General features: G+C 70.9%; 14 protein-coding genes and 1 riboswitch. Of the genes, 11 read left to right on the top strand and 3 right to left on the bottom strand.

What is annotated here, in order from left to right; all coding sequences use genetic code 11:
- Positions 1-157: 157 nt before the first annotated feature.
- The 6 genes from panC (at position 158) to lysX (ending at position 6391) form a co-directional block, all read left to right on the top strand.
- Positions 158-1018, top strand: coding sequence for a pantoate--beta-alanine ligase (gene panC, locus ABWI07_RS15430; protein ID WP_353818932.1), 861 nt, complete (start codon positions 158-160; stop codon positions 1016-1018).
- A complete protein-coding gene (panD, locus tag ABWI07_RS15425) occupies positions 1018-1434 on the top strand; it encodes an aspartate 1-decarboxylase (protein ID WP_089316894.1) in 417 nt (138 codons plus the stop codon). Before panC ends, panD begins: the two co-directional genes overlap by 1 nt.
- 78 nt (positions 1435-1512) lie before the next feature.
- Positions 1513-3171 (top strand): L-aspartate oxidase, encoded by a 1659-nt coding sequence (locus ABWI07_RS15420; RefSeq protein WP_353818931.1) that lies wholly within the window; start codon positions 1513-1515, stop codon positions 3169-3171.
- Positions 3168-4025, top strand: a complete 858-nt coding sequence (gene nadC / locus ABWI07_RS15415; RefSeq protein ID WP_353818930.1) for a carboxylating nicotinate-nucleotide diphosphorylase — start codon at positions 3168-3170, stop codon at positions 4023-4025. Before ABWI07_RS15420 ends, nadC begins: the two co-directional genes overlap by 4 nt.
- A 14-nt stretch (positions 4026-4039) precedes the next feature.
- The gene (locus ABWI07_RS15410) at positions 4040-4822 is read left to right on the top strand and encodes a type III pantothenate kinase (RefSeq protein ID WP_149259768.1); all 783 of its coding nucleotides are present in this window, start codon (positions 4040-4042) and stop codon (positions 4820-4822) included.
- 114 nt (positions 4823-4936) lie between these two features.
- The gene (lysX, locus tag ABWI07_RS15405) at positions 4937-6391 is read left to right on the top strand and encodes a bifunctional lysylphosphatidylglycerol synthetase/lysine--tRNA ligase LysX (RefSeq protein ID WP_235036896.1); all 1455 of its coding nucleotides are present in this window, start codon (positions 4937-4939) and stop codon (positions 6389-6391) included.
- Here the strand turns inward: lysX and ABWI07_RS15400 are convergent.
- The gene (locus ABWI07_RS15400) at positions 6378-7604 is read right to left on the bottom strand and encodes a cytochrome P450 (protein WP_149259766.1); all 1227 of its coding nucleotides are present in this window, start codon (positions 7602-7604) and stop codon (positions 6378-6380) included. The genes lysX and ABWI07_RS15400 overlap by 14 nt on opposite strands.
- A 56-nt stretch (positions 7605-7660) precedes the next feature.
- On the bottom strand, positions 7661-8746 hold the full coding sequence (locus ABWI07_RS15395; RefSeq protein WP_353818929.1) for a LacI family DNA-binding transcriptional regulator: 1086 nt from the start codon (positions 8744-8746) through the stop codon (positions 7661-7663).
- Between the two features lie 426 nt (positions 8747-9172).
- On the opposite strand from ABWI07_RS15395, the gene ABWI07_RS15390 reads away from it, so the two are divergent.
- The gene (locus ABWI07_RS15390) at positions 9173-9406 is read left to right on the top strand and encodes a transcriptional regulator (RefSeq protein WP_141580236.1); all 234 of its coding nucleotides are present in this window, start codon (positions 9173-9175) and stop codon (positions 9404-9406) included.
- A 307-nt stretch (positions 9407-9713) separates the two neighbouring features.
- On the opposite strand, the gene ABWI07_RS15385 is transcribed toward ABWI07_RS15390, so the two are convergent.
- The gene (locus ABWI07_RS15385) at positions 9714-10709 is read right to left on the bottom strand and encodes a C40 family peptidase (protein WP_149259765.1); all 996 of its coding nucleotides are present in this window, start codon (positions 10707-10709) and stop codon (positions 9714-9716) included.
- Between the two features lie 3 nt (positions 10710-10712).
- Positions 10713-10903, bottom strand: a riboswitch (cyclic di-AMP (ydaO/yuaA leader).
- A 180-nt stretch (positions 10904-11083) separates the two neighbouring features.
- Here ABWI07_RS15385 and ABWI07_RS15380 point away from each other — a divergent pair.
- The 4 genes from ABWI07_RS15380 (at position 11084) to ABWI07_RS15365 (ending at position 14367) form a co-directional block, all read left to right on the top strand.
- Positions 11084-11605 (top strand): amino-acid N-acetyltransferase, encoded by a 522-nt coding sequence (locus tag ABWI07_RS15380; RefSeq protein ID WP_375708332.1) that lies wholly within the window; start codon positions 11084-11086, stop codon positions 11603-11605.
- A 5-nt stretch (positions 11606-11610) separates the two neighbouring features.
- A complete protein-coding gene (locus ABWI07_RS15375; protein WP_149259763.1) occupies positions 11611-12435 on the top strand; it encodes an RDD family protein in 825 nt (274 codons plus the stop codon).
- 7 nt (positions 12436-12442) lie between these two features.
- Entirely contained in the window at positions 12443-13066 is a 624-nt protein-coding gene (locus tag ABWI07_RS15370; RefSeq protein WP_235036842.1) for an RDD family protein, read from the top strand.
- 977 nt (positions 13067-14043) lie between these two features.
- Positions 14044-14367 carry a histone-like nucleoid-structuring protein Lsr2 gene (locus ABWI07_RS15365; RefSeq protein ID WP_089316904.1) on the top strand — a complete coding sequence of 108 codons (324 nt, stop codon included), beginning with the start codon at positions 14044-14046 and terminating at the stop codon, positions 14365-14367.
- Positions 14368-14577: the final 210 nt, after the last annotated feature.

Here is a 14577-nt window from a genome sequence, read left to right as displayed (position 1 = left end):
AGTGCTGACCGACTGAAAGTGCTGACCGACCGACAGGGCCGACCGGATGTGTGAGCGCCGGCCGGATGACGAGGAAGGGAACGGCATTGGCTTCTGGTGTTTCCGGCGAGTCCGGCCCCGGCCGGCGCCCGCCGACGCGTGAGTGGAGGGACGGAGCGTGACACCGATCGTCGCCCGCACGCGCGAGGAACTGGCGCAGGCCCGGTCGAAGGCCGCGGGCACGCTGGCGCTCGTCCCGACCATGGGCGCCCTGCACGAGGGGCACCTGTCGCTGATGCGGCAGGCCCGCCGCAGCGCGGACACGGTCGCGGTCAGCGTCTTCGTCAACCCGCTCCAGTTCGGGCCCGGCGAGGACTTCGACCCCTACCCCCGCACGTTCGCCGCCGACCTGGAGGCCTGCGCCGCCGAGGGCGTGGACCTCGTGTTCGCGCCCTCCCGCGACGTCATGTACCCGGACGAGCCGCAGGTCACGATCAAGTCGGGGCCCATGGGCGAGGTCGTCGAGGGGGCCGCCCGCCCCGGCCACTTCGACGGGATGCTCACCGTCGTGCTGAAGCTCCTCAACCTCGTCCGGCCGGACGTGGCGGTCTTCGGGGAGAAGGACGCGCAGCAGCTCGCGATGATCCGGCGGATGGTCGCCGACCTGAACGTCCCCGTGGAGGTCCTCGGCGCGCCGACCGTCCGCGAGCCGGACGGGCTGGCGCTGTCGAGCCGCAACCGCTACCTGTCCGGGCCCGAGCGCCGGACCGCGCTCGGGCTCTCGCGCGCCCTGCGGGCCGGGGCCGACGCCGTCGCCTCCGGCCCGGACGCCGTCCTGGCGGCCGCGCGCGCCGTCCTCGCCGAGGCCGAGGCCGCCGACCCGCCCCTCGCGCTGGACTACCTGGTCCTCGTCGACCCCTCGACCTTCACCGAGATCACCGGACCGCACGCCGGCCGGGCCGTCCTCGCCGTCGCGTGCCGCGTCGGCGCCACCCACCTCATCGACAACGTTCCCCTCGATTTCGGCAAGGAGCACTGATGTTCCGGACGATGTTCAAGTCGAAGATCCACCGCGCCACGGTGACCCAGGCGGACCTGCACTACGTCGGCTCGCTCACCATCGACCAGGACCTGATGGACGCCGCCGACCTGCTGCCCGGCGAGCAGGTCTCGATCGTGGACATCGACAACGGCGCCCGCCTGGAGACCTACCTGATCGCCGGCGAGCGCGGCTCCGGCGTCATCGGGATCAACGGCGCCGCCGCCCGCCTGGTGCAGCCCGGCGACCTCGTCATCATCATCAGCTACGCGCAGATGACCGACGCCGAGGCCCGCGAGTTCGTCCCGGCCGTCGTGCACGTCGACCGCTCCAACAAGATCATCTCGCTGGGCTCCGACCCCGCCGAGCCCGTCCCCGGGACCAGTACGACGCGGGGCGACCTGATCCGCAACTGACCCTTGGGTGGGGGCCGGGGGTCCGGCCTCTCCGGGGTTAGAGTCATAATGACGAGAACCGATCCCGGAGGAGGGCTCGTGATCCCTTCCGTTCTGCACGCCCCCGCGCCCGGCTGGACCACCGACACCGACGTCGTCGTCATCGGCTCCGGCATCGCCGGGCTGGTCGCCGCCCTGCGCTGCCGCCCGCACGGCCGGGTGCTGCTCGTCACCAAGGCCCTCCTGGACGCCGGGTCGACCCGGTGGGCGCAGGGCGGCATCGCCGCCGCGCTCGCGCCCGACGACACCCCCGAGGAGCACCTGGCCGACACCCTGACCGCGGGCGTCGGCGTCTGCGACGAGGACGCGGTCCGGGCGCTCGTCACCGAGGGGCCGGACGCCGTCCGCGACCTCATCGCGCTCGGCGCCGCCTTCGACCGCTCCGGCGGCGACATCGCGCTGACCCGCGAGGGCGGCCACCACCGGCGCCGGATCGCGCACGCCGGCGGGGACGCCACCGGCGCCGAGATCAGCCGCGCCCTCCTCTCCGCGCTCAAGGACTCCGGCGTCGAGGTGATCGAGCACGCGCTCGTCCTCGACCTGGTGAAGGACGCCGCGGGACGCGCCGCGGGCGTCACCCTGCACGTCATGGGCGTTGGGCAGCCGGGCGGCGTCGGCGCCGTGCGCGCCCGCGCCGTCGTGCTCGCCACCGGCGGGCTCGGCCAGGTGTTCTCCGCCACGACCAACCCCGAGGTCTCCACGGGCGACGGCGTCGCGCTCGCGCTGCGCGCCGGGGCCGAGGTCACCGACCTGGAGTTCGTCCAGTTCCACCCGACCGTGCTGTGGCTCGGCGAGGGCGCGTCGGGGCAGCAGCCGCTGATCTCCGAGGCCGTCCGCGGGGAGGGCGCGCACCTCGTCGACCACGAGGGCGTGCGCTTCATGGTGGGACGGCACGAGCTCGCCGAGCTGGCCCCGCGCGACGTCGTCGCCAAGGGGATCATCAACCGCATGCGCGAGACGGGCGCGTCCCACATGCTGCTCGACGGCCGCCACTTCGGCGCGGCGATGTGGGAGAGCCGGTTCCCGACCATCCTGGCCGCGTGCCGCCACCACGGCATCGACCCGGTGACCGAGCCCATCCCCGTCGTGCCCGCCGCCCACCACGCCAGCGGAGGCGTCCGCACGGACCTGCACGGCCGCACGTCCGTCCCCGGCCTCTACGCCTGCGGCGAGGTCGCCTGCACGGGCGTCCACGGCGCGAACCGCCTCGCCTCCAACTCCCTCCTGGAGGGCCTGGTCTTCGCCGCGAGGATCGCCGAAGCCCTACCTCACGACCTCGCCGCCGCCGCACCGCACGCGCCGGAAGGTGCGGACGGGGTGCCGGAAGGTGTGCGGGGCGGGCTGCTGGGGCCGGGGGTGCGGGGGGAGGTTCAGCGGATCATGACCTCCTTTGCCGGGGTGCTGCGCGGGGCCGAGGGGCTGGAGACGGCGGCGCGGGAGCTGGCGGCGCTCGGACGGGCCGGGGCGCCGCCCGGAGGCGCGGAGCCCGGGGTGGACGCCTGGGAGGCCACCAACCTGCACACCGTCGCGTCCGCGATCGTGGCGGCGGCGCGGCGCCGGGAGGAGACGCGCGGCAGCCACTGGCGGGAGGACTTCCCCGAGCGCGCGGACGGGACGTGGCGCGGCCACCTCGTCACCCGGCTGGCGGGGAACGTCCTGACGACCACCTACGAACCTCTGGAAGGGAAGCGCTCATGACACCGGAACTCTCGCAGAGGCTGAGCGCCGCCGGGCTCGATCCACAGGCTGTGGAAAACCTCGTCCGGACGGCGCTGGCCGAGGACGGCGAGGTCGACGTCACCAGCACGCCGATCTTCGCGCCGCAGGACACCGCGAGCGGGGAGCTGAAGGCCCGGGAGGAGGGTGTCGTCGCGGGCGTGCCCGTGGCGTGCCTCGTCTTCGAGATGCTGGACGTCGCCTACGAGGCGAAGGTGGAGGACGGGGACCGGGTCGCCCCCGGACAGGTCCTCATCGCGGTCAGCGGATCCACCAGGGCCATCCTGAGGGCCGAGAGGACGGCGCTGAACCTGCTCACGCACCTGTCTGGAATCGCCACGGCCACGCGCGCGTGGATGGACGCCATGGAGGGCACGAAGGCGAAGGTCCGCGACACCCGCAAGACCCTCCCCGGCCTGCGGGCCCTGCAGAAGTACGCCGTGCACTGCGGCGGGGGCGTCAACCACCGGATGGGCCTGCACGATGCCGCGCTCATCAAGGACAACCACATCGCGGCGGCCGGCGGCGTCACCAAGGCGTACGAGGCGATCCGCGCCGTCTACCCGTCCCTGCACGTCCAGGTGGAGTGCGACACCCTGGCGCAGGTCGAGGAGGCCCTCGCCGTGGGGGCCACGAGCATCCTGCTCGATAACATGACCGACGCCGAGATGACCGATGCGGTCCGGCTCGTGGCAGGGCGGGCGGAGCTCGAGGCCAGTGGTGGCCTTACCCTGGAGCGGGCCCGAGACGTCGCCGTGACCGGGGTGGACTACCTTGCGGTCGGCGCGCTGACGCACTCGGCGCGCGTGTTCGACATCGGCCTTGACTTCACCTGAACAGCGGGGACCTGATGCTGCTGACCATCGACGTCGGTAACACCCAGACCGTTCTCGGTCTCTTCGAGGGCGACGAGGTGATCGAGCACTGGAGGATCAACACCGACCCGCGGCGCACCGCCGACGAGATCGCGGTGGTCCTGCAGGGGCTCGTCCAGCAGAGCCCGCTGCTGGCCGAGACCGACATCAGCGGCATCGCGCTGTGCTCCACGGTCCCCTCCGTCCTGCACGAGATGCGGGAGATGTGCCGCCGCTACTACGGCGACGTGCAGGCGGTGATCGTGGAGCCGGGCGTCAAGACCGGCGTCCCCGTCCGGATGGACAACCCGAAGGAGGTCGGCGCCGACCGCATCGTGAACGCGCTCGCCGCCGTCCACACCCACGGCGGACCCGCGATCGTGGTCGACTTCGGCACCGCCACCACCTTCGACGCGGTCTCCGCCAAGGGCGAGTACGTGGGCGGCGCGATCGCCCCCGGCATCGAGATCTCGATCGACGCGCTGTCGTCGCGCGGCGCGCAGCTCCACAAGATCGAGCTGGTCCGGCCGCGCAACGTGATCGCCAAGAACACCGTCGAGGCGCTCCAGTCCGGGATCATCTTCGGCTTCGCCGGGCAGGTGGACGGCATCGTCGAGCGCATGTCGGAGGAGCTCGCCGACGACCCGGACGAGGTCACGGTCATCGCCACGGGCGGCCTCGCCCCGCTCGTCCTGGAGGAGTCCCGCAGCATCGACGTGTTCGAGCCGTGGCTCACCCTCATCGGCCTCCGGCTCATCTACGAGCGCAACACGCCCTGACCCGTCCGGGGCGCGTTCGCCGCGGTGATCGCGCCGAAGTCGTTCGCCCGCACCGGACGGGCTGGATAGCCTTGCGATGTGAGTGACGAGACCTTCGACGAGCTCCCGGAGCAGATGCGCGTGCGCCGGGAGAAGCTCGACCGGCTCCGCGAGAGCGGGATCGACCCCTACCCGGTGACCTTCCCGCGGACGGCGACGATCGCCGAGATCCGCGCGAAACACACCGGCCTGGAGCCGGGCACCGAGACGGGTGAGAAGGCCGGCGTCACCGGTCGCGTGATGCTGATCCGCAACACCGGAAAGCTGTGCTTCGCCACCATCCGGGACGCCGGCGGCGACATCCAGGTCATGCTGTCGCTGGCCAAGGTCGGGCAGGAGCAACTCGACTTCTGGAAGCGCGAGGTCGACCTCGGCGACCACGTCGGCGTCGAGGGCGAGATCATCACCTCCCGCCGAGGCGAGCTGTCGGTCATGGCCGACCGGTTCGCGATCACCTCCAAGTGCCTGCGGCCGCTGCCGGAGAAGCACGCCGGCCTGACCGACCCGGAGGCGCGGGTCCGGCAGCGCTACGTCGACCTGATCGTCAACGACGAGGCCCGGCGGATGGCGCGGGTGCGCAGCGCCACCGTCCGCGCGGTCCGCGACTTCTGGCACGAGGAGGGCTATCTCGAGGTCGAGACGCCCATGCTCCAGCCGATCCACGGCGGGGCCGCGGCGCGCCCCTTCAAGACGCACATCAACGCCTACGACATGGACCTCTACCTCCGCATCGCGATCGAGCTGTACCTGAAGCGGCTCGTCGTCGGCGGCATCGAGAAGGTCTTCGAGATCAACCGCAACTTCCGCAACGAGGGCGCGGACTCCACGCACAACCCCGAGTTCACGATGGTCGAGGCCTACGGCACGTACCTCGACTACAACGACATGGCCGACCTGACCCAGCGGATGTACCAGAAGGCGGTCGTCGCCGCCCTCGACACCACCGTGGTCGTCCATGACGGCGCCGAGTACGACCTCGGCCTTGCGGAGTGGCCTCGGATCACCCTGTACGGCGCGGTGTCCGAGGCGCTCGGCGAGGAGATCACGCCGCACACGCCGATCGAGTCCGTGCGCAAGCTCGCGGACGCCCGCGACATCTCCTGGGACCCCAAGTGGGGCCAGGGCAAGCTCGTCCAGGAGATCTTCGAGGAGCTGGTCGAGCACACCCTCGTCCAGCCCACGTTCGTCATGGACTACCCGGTCGAGACGTCCCCGCTGACCCGCCAGCACCGCGAGGAGCCGCTGCTCACCGAGAAGTGGGACCTCATCGGGTTCGGCACGGAGCTCGGCACCGCCTACTCCGAGCTGGTCGACCCGGTCGAGCAGCGCCGCCGCCTCACCGAGCAGTCGCTGCTCGCCGCGGGCGGCGACCCCGAGGCCATGCAGCTGGACGAGGACTTCCTGCGCGCCCTCGAGTACGCGATGCCCCCGACGGGCGGCATGGGCGCCGGCATCGACCGCATGATCATGGCGTTCACCGGCAAGGGGATCCGCGAGACGATCCTGTTCCCGCTGGTCAAGCCCGAATGACGACCGGAAGCTCGCGCAGCCCGCGCAGCACGAGGTTGTCGCGGTAGACGAGGTCGTCGGCGGCGAGGGCCACATCGCGTTCGAACAGCTTGCCGAGCGCGATGCGGCCCTCCAGCCGGGCCAGCGGGGCGCCTAGGCAGAAGTGGACGCCGTGCCCGAACGACAGGTGCTTCGGCGCGTCACGCCCCTCGGCGTAGCGGAGCAGGTCCAGCCGGTCGGGCTCGTCGAAGACCGCCGGGTCGCGGTTGGCGGCGCCCGTCAGCAGGAGGACGAGCTTCCCGCGCTCGACGAGCGTCCCGTTCAGGTCAACGTCCTCCAGGGCCGATCGTAGGGTCAGCTGCACCGGCGGGTCGAAGCGCAGCAGTTCCTCCACGGCCGCTTGGACGTTCTCCGGCCGCTCCCGGAACAGCCGCAACTGCGCGGGGTCGCGGAGCAGGGCCAGCGCGCCGTTCCCGATGAGGTTCACGGTCGTCTCATGGCCCGCCACGAGCAGCAGGATGCACGTCGCCAGCAGTTCCTGTTCCGAAAGGACGTCTCCGCCGTCAGAGACGCCCACAAGGGCGCTCAGGAGGTCGTCGCGCGGCTCGGCCCGGCGTTCGGCGGCCAGTTCCCGGAAGTACTCGGCGAACTCCTCGCGCGCCGCGTCCCGCTGGGCGATCTCGGCCTCCGGCAGCAGGAAGTCGGGGTCCAGCCCGCGCGCGAGGCTGTCGGACCAGCCCTTGAAGAGGTCGCGGTCCTCGGCGGGGACGCCGAGCATCTCGCTGATCACGATGACCGGCAGCGGGTAGGCCAGCGTGGCGATCAGATCGGCCTTGCCCGAGACGGGCTCCAGCAGGGCGTCGACGAGCTCCTCGATCCGGGGCCGCAGCCGCTCCACGAGACGGGGCGTGAACGCCTTGCTCACCAGGCGGCGCAGCCGCGTGTGGTCGGGCGGGTCCATGGTCAGGAACGACCGGTGCCGGCCCTGCACCTCGCGCCACACGCCGCCGCCCGTGGGGCGGTGCCCGAACCGCGGGTCGCGCAGGACCCGTTCGCACAGCTCGTAGGACGAGGTGACGCGCAACCCGACGTCCGTCCGGTGCAGGCCGCGGCCGTCGGCCCCGAGCGTTCGGTAATGGGCGTACGGGTCGGCCCGGAAAGCCGGATCGCCCGGATCGAAGCCCAGGACCGCGGTCGCCCCGGCCTCCGCGGTCTGGCCCGTCCTGTCTTCCATGCCCCCAGCCGACCCGAATCTGAGACGAGATGTCAATAGCGGGCGGACGGGGGCCGCTAAGCGCTTTCTCTGATCACCAGCTCGGGCCGCTGGACGACCTGCCGGTGCTGGTGCGACTTGCCCTCGCCGATCTCGGCCATGGCGAGTTCGGCGGCCTCCCAGCCGAGCTCGCGGCGCGGCTGGCGGATGGTGGTGAGCGGCACGGCGGCGCTCGCCGCGAGCTCGATGTCGTCGTAGCCGACCACGGCGATGTCGTCGGGGACGCGGACGCCGAGCCGGGTCAGCTCGTTGATCAGGCCGATCGCCAGCAGGTCGTTGGCGCAGAACACGCCGTCGGGCACCGGCGACATGGCCATGATCTCGTGTGCGGCGGCCTGCCCCTCGGTGGGGCTCAGAGCGTCCTTGACCAGGACGGGCGGCGTGCCGAGACCCGCCTCGACGATCGTGCGGGCGGCTCCGGAGCGGCGTTCGACGCAGGGCTGCGGCTCTGGGACGCCCGTCACGAACGCGATGCGCCGGCGTCCGATGCCGAGCAGATGGGCTGCGGCGGTCTCGCCGCCCGCCACGTGGTCGACCCGGGCGGAGCACACGTCGACGGCGTCCCGGTCGATCACCACCACGCTCATCCCCGCGGCGCGCAGCCGGGAGATGTCGCGGGGGCCGAGCTTGACCGGGATGACCAGGACCCCGGCGGCCTGCTGCTCGGTGAGAAGTTCCAGCGAGCGGCGCTCCTTGGCGGCGGAGTGGTCGCTGGACAGCCACAGCGCGTCGTGTCCGGCCGCGTTGAGCGCGGCCTCGGCGCCCCGCGCGACGTCGGTCGCGTACGGGTTGGTGAGGTCCTCCACTACCACGCCGAACGCCCGGCGCGGCTGGTCGCCGAACTCGCCCGCGGTCCGTTCGGGGCCCGTGCGGAGCCGGCGCGCGGACTCGTTGCGGACGAACCCGAGCTCCTCGATCGCCGCGCGGACACGGTCACGGGTAGCTTCGGCCACGAGATCTGGCCGGTTTAGGACATTCGAAACGGTCCCAACTGAGACGCCCGCGCGCCTCGCGACCTCACGGATGCTGGTCTGTGGCAACTCGCTCCTCGTCCCGCTCCATGGGCGTTTTCCCAGGTAGTGGAGTTTTGCATGGCGTGGCACCGAATGCACGGTCACACATGGTGAACGTACGGGCGCGTAGCGCTCTTGACCGGCGCTTGACGGGCCGGATCCGGCCGCCTAGCGTTCCGAGCCGAAGCGTAGCTTGAAACGATTCACGATCTTCGTTCACTTGCGAGGACCGGTGAGTTCGGCGGGAGGGGCGGGTGCGGATGGCTGGCGATCTCATCCCGTCTCCCTCGGCAGGGCAACGAGTGAATCGTCACCCGGAGTTCCCCCGTACACCCCCGCAATCGGCCATGCGGCCACCTCCGGCCAAGCGCGTGAGACAGCAAAGGAACCCGATGATCTAAGTCCGGAAGGGTCCGGACCCGGCAACCCAACGCGCGTACAGATCGAGGCCAACCCGTGCCTGTGCAGCGGACGGCTGCATCCCCGCGGTCATCACCACGGACGAGGGAGGACGGAGTGGAAACAGCAGCCACACTCGCACGTCGTGGCACCGACGATTTCGGGCTGAGCGAAGAGGAGATCCGACTGCTCGCCCAGATCGCCAGCGGTGTCACCGCCGATGTGGCGGCGCGCAAGCTGGAACTGAGCGCTCGGACCTTGCGGCGCCGGCTGCGGACGATCTGCGACCGGCTGGAGGTCAACACCCCTATCGAGGCCGTGGTGTGGGCGGCCCGAAGGCAGCTCATCTAGCCTGCACCCCCGACGCTCGCCAGGGGACGGCGGGCGTCATCCGGAGAAATGGCGGCTCGTTCGAATTCCGTCCGACCCCGCAGCGGCGGCGCCGGCGCCCTGGCAGGTAGGTCCCTGCAGAAGGCGCCGCCGCGGACGGCGTTCGAACCGGGCACGCCCCCTGAGCCGGCCCGACGGCCGGCAGGGCCGCCCTGCCCGACACGTCCGCCCGGATCGACGTGCCCGTCCTCATCCGGCACGGTCGGCGCGACGAGTCCGGAGGCACGGCGTTATCGATCGTCGTACGCGTTGCCTGCCGGGCCGCCGGTCAGGCGACCCGCACTCCGCCGGCGAAGGGGCGTCCGTCCATGGAGGCGATCTTCACGACGTCTCCGGTCTGCGGGGCGTGCAGCATCTTGCCGCCGCCGACGTAGATGCCCATGTGGTGCAGGTCGGAGTAGAAGAACACGAGGTCGCCGGGCTGGAGCTCGCTGCGCGACACGTGCGTTCCCGCGTTCCACTGGCTGCCGGTGTAGTGCGGCAGGTTGATGCCGACCTGCTTGTAGGCCCACATCGTGAGGCCGGAGCAGTCGAAGGTGCTCGGCCCGGCGGCGCCCCACACGTACGGGCGGCCGATCTTGCTCATCGCGTACCGGAGCGCCTGCGCGGCCTTGCCGGTGCCGACGACCGGGAGCTTGGCGAGCTGGGTCGGGTCCTTGTCGACGAGCTTGCCGCGGATCTTCTCGTAGGCGTCGGTGACCTTCGTGCGCTGCGACTCGAGCTGCGACTTCAGGTCCTTCACCTGCTTGGCGCGGGACTCGGCGGACTTGCGGGCCCGCTGCGCGGACTGCATGGCCTGCATGAGCCCGAGCACCTGGGTGCTGTCCTGCTTGGCGAAGTAGTGCAGGGTCGCGGCCTGGTCGAGGATGGACTGCGGGTCCTGGGAGGCGACGAAGGAGACCGTGGGGTCGGAGCCGCCCTGCATGTAGCTCGTCGCCGCGAGGGATCCGACCTTCTGGCGGAGCGTCTCGAGCGTCTTCTCCTGCCGCTTGGCGTTCTCCGTGGCCACCTTGGCGGCGCGCTGCGACTGCGCGAGCCTGACCTTCAGCCCGTTGTACTGCTCGGTGAGCTGCTCCAGCTGGTCGGCGAGCTTGAGGGCCTTCGTCCTCAGCTCCTTGGCCGAGGGGTCGGGGTCGGCGTGCGCGACGGCGAGCGTGTGCGGGACGAGCGCGTACGGAGCGGCCGAAACGACGATGAGCGCGCCGACCGCCGTGGCCGCGCGCCCGTAGAAGCGTGAAAGGGAAGCATGCCGCGATCGCTTCACGAATACTCCTCTCCTCAGCCGCCTACCGGGTTAGCTGACGGGTTGGGGCCGGAGCAGCCCGTCCGCGGCCGCGCGCGAGCGATCGCTCGCGGCTGCGGATTCACCCCTCACGGTTGGTCGTCAGGGCGATCCCCCGAAACGCTCCGAAAGTGGGTCCCCGGCTCCCAGGACGCTGGTTGCGGCCTTGGGACTCGGCGGTTCGGCCTCCGTCCTGCGGTCGGCCGACGTCAGCGATGGACACTAACGGAACCCGCATGGGATGCCAACCAGAACATGCGAATTGGCAGGTGGCGCGGCGCGGTGGCGGCGCGTTCGGCCGCCTGCGCGGAGGGGTGCCCCTGGCGAGCGGCGGCGTTCGATAATCTCGCCTGTTTGTGGAAGTCGTGATCCGGCGTGCCCGCACCGCCGACGTCCAGGAGATACGCAGGCTCGTCGATCTGTACGCCGGGTCGGGGCGGCGCCTGCTGAAGAAGACGACGGTCAAGCTGTACGAGGACGTCCAGGAGTTCTGGGTCGCCGAGGACATCCAGCACGGGACGCCTGGGCGCGTCGTCGGGTGCGGCGCCCTCCACGTCATGTGGGAGGACCTCGCGGAGGTCCGCTCGGTCGCGGTCGAGAAGGAGTGCGGGGGACGGGGAATCGGGCACCGGATCGTGACCCGCCTCCTGGAGACCGCAAGGGAACTCGGCGTGCGGAGGGTGTTCTGCCTTACCTTCGAGGTGGAGTTCTTCGCCCGCCACGGCTTCCAGCAGATCCTGGGGACTCCGGTGGCGCCTGAGGTGTACGAGGAACTTCTCCGCTCCTACGACGAAGGCGTGGCAGAGTTCTTGGACCTCGACCGGGTCAAGCCGAATACGTTGGGCAACACCCGGATGTTGCTTCGCCTGGAGGACTGACTCAAATGAGCGATTCCCCCCACAGCGGGCGGCCTTATCGGCCCCAGCAGGGGCAGGGTTCGTACGGCCCGCCGCCCCAGTACCAAGGTCCTCAGTGGCAGCAGCCGCAGCAGCAGCCGTCGTCCCAGCAGCAGTGGCAGCAGCAGCCCCAGCAGCCCCAGCAGCAGTGGCAGTCGCAGCAGCAGTGGAACCAGCAGCCCGCCTATGACGACCACGGCTCCTACGACCACCACGGCTCCTACGACGACGGCGGTGATCTGGCGCTGGCGCCGATCCACCGTCGGGCGGGCGCCCGGATCATCGACAACGCGCTCGTCGCGGTCTTCGGGTTCGCCCTCGTCCTTCCGGTGACGATCGGTGCCTTCGGTCTGGGCAAGCCCGGCAGCAAGACCGAGGACGAGGGGGGCGTGTGGAACTGGCCCATCATCTTCACCCTCTTCTGCGTGCTGTCCGTGCTGCCGTTCATCTACGAGGCCGTCCAGTTGTCCATGTGGGGGCGCACGCTGGGGAAGCGCGTCCTCGGCCTTGGCGTCGTCCAGGCGCGTCCTGCGGGCAGCCCGATCACCACGACGCAGGCCGTCTGGCGGGCGGGGATCACCCACGTCGGCTACCAGCTCGGCGTCTTCTTCTTCCTCGTCTTGGCGGTGATGGTGTGGGACTACGCCGCGTACGGGATGGTGCTTGTCTGGGCGGGCGCACTCATGGCCTACCTCTGGGCGATCTGGGACCAGCCCCTGCACCAGTCACTGCATGACCGCTTCGCCGGCACGCTCGTCATCGACGAGCGGGTCGGATATGACGATTCCGAGTACTCCGAGTACGCGGGCTAAGGCCACGATGGCGGCACCGCTCGCCGAGCCCGGACAGAGGCTCCTCGCGCGCGTCGTCGACACGCTCGTCGTCGGCATCCCCGTCGTTCTCGTCGTCCGCGAGCTCGTGTCCGGGCACACGGCGGACGTCGTGGCTCCGACAGCCGTAGCCGGATGCATGCTGCTCTACGAGGCGGTCCAGCTCGCCCTCTGGGGCCGGACGCTCGGCAAGCGCGTCGCGGGCATCGAGGTGGTCGCGGCGACCGCTCAGGAGGCCCCTGGAGCGGCGGCACAGGGGGCCGGGGAGGCCGCCGGGGCCGCCGGTCCCGGGGGCGCGTCGGCCATACCCGTTTCCGTGCCCGGATTCGTGCCCGTGACGGCCCCCAAGCCCGAGGAGAGCGCGCCTCCGGGGGAGGCCGAGTCCTCCGGTGCGCACGCGCGTCCGGACGTCCTGCGCTGCGTTCTGCGCGCCGCCGTCTATTCGGTGCCGATCGGGCTGCGCCCGATTCCCGTTCTCGGTCTGCTCGCGAGCATCTTCTGGGTCGTGAACGCGGGGGCCGTGTTCGAGGGCACGAGCCGCCAGGCCGTTCACGACAGGGTCGCCGGGACGCTCGTGGTAAAGCGCCCCCGGCCCGAATCCTCGGCCTTCTGAGGGCATCTCCCGGGTGCCGGGCGGTGCTCGCGGGGTTCCAATACCGCCCGTCCGATACCACGGAGTCGCGTGCGCGCCGGCGCGCACGCGACTCCGCTCGCATGCGCTATACATGCTTTCGCCGAGATGCTCGCTGATTCCGGCGCCCTAGGGGTGGGCGGCATATGCCCGTTCCTTCCGGTTGCGGTCTTGAAACCGGCGGGATGTGTCTCGTCCCGGACGTCGCCTCCGCTTTGAGAGTTCCCTCCGATGCCGTTGCCGCGGCCAGAACGCGACCGCTTGATAGCGGGCCTGGACTTACTCCGGATGGCATGCCCTCGCCCTTGGAACGGACCTTTCGCACGGCATGCCCCGCGCGGTGGAAGCCGGGCCTGAGGCGTGGCTCCGCCGGTCTCCGGGGCCGGGTTGAAGAACTGGGGCAGACGGTGGGATTGTGTCCCGATCTCCTGATTTCGCGACACCGGTCGGCACCCCGCTTCCGCGGCGCGAGCAGGGCGAGGACCGCGCCCGTCCTGCCGCGGCAACAGATTTCGGGGCCGGGCCCTCGGGCGTTATTCGTCCACGTCCACCGGTACGGGGTTGATCAGGCACTGCGGTCACCTGCGCATTACCGCGCGGGCAGGCGGTTAGTGCCCGATACGGGAGGTTAATCGCGGCCGGGGCGGCGCCGTCCGCAAACCCGGCCCAATGCGCGCACTCCTGCGCAGGTCAGCGCGGTACGCAGTGACGCCGGTCACGGTTGAAAACCCGGGCGGGTCGCCGCGGGTTGGGGAATTCATGGCGCCCGGGCCGGGTCCGGGCGTCATCCGAGGTCTGTGCGCACCCGAAACGACGAGGCCGATTACAGCCGGTCACGGGCGGAAGGCGGTTTCCCTCGACTGCCGGTTCATGGTGGACGCCGGAATTGTCATCTGCGAAGTTCTAGGTATATCTTTGGCACTCGATTAGAGTTTGCTCAAGCCGAAAGGTCTGTCCCCATGGCACAGAAGGTTCAGGTGCTTCTCGTCGACGACCTCGACGGTGGCGAGGCGGACGAGACCGTAGCGTTCTCGATCGACGGCGCCTCCTACGAGATCGACCTCAGTGGCGCCAACGCGACGAAGCTGCGGGAATCGCTGCAGCCGTTCGTCGAGAAGTCCCGTAAGGCGGGCACGGTCAACCGCCGCCGCCGGCAGCGCGGCGCTTCCAGCCGCGAACGCAGTGCCGAGATCCGCGCCTGGGCCAAGAACAACGGCATCAAGGTCAATGAGCGCGGCCGCATCCCGGCTCACGTGATCGAGCAGTACGAGGCGGCCAACTGATCCGCCCGGACCACCGGCGGCCCGTCTCCGTTAGCGGGGCGGGCCGTTCGCCGTTAGCGGGGCGCTTCGTCGGCGGGGCGGCCGTTCTCCCGGTGAGCCGTTCGCTTGTGGCGTAGCGTCCGCGCGGTTCGCCGAGTCCGCCGTGAGGTACACAGGGCGCGCGGGTGGAAACTCCACCCCCATTCGGCACTCTCGGCCCGCGCCTTGACC

It is taken from the genome of Actinomadura sp. NPDC000600 (genome assembly GCF_040492135.1).
GTDB lineage: Bacteria > Actinomycetota > Actinomycetes > Streptosporangiales > Streptosporangiaceae > Spirillospora.
This window is presented reverse-complemented; position numbering and strand designations above follow the sequence as displayed.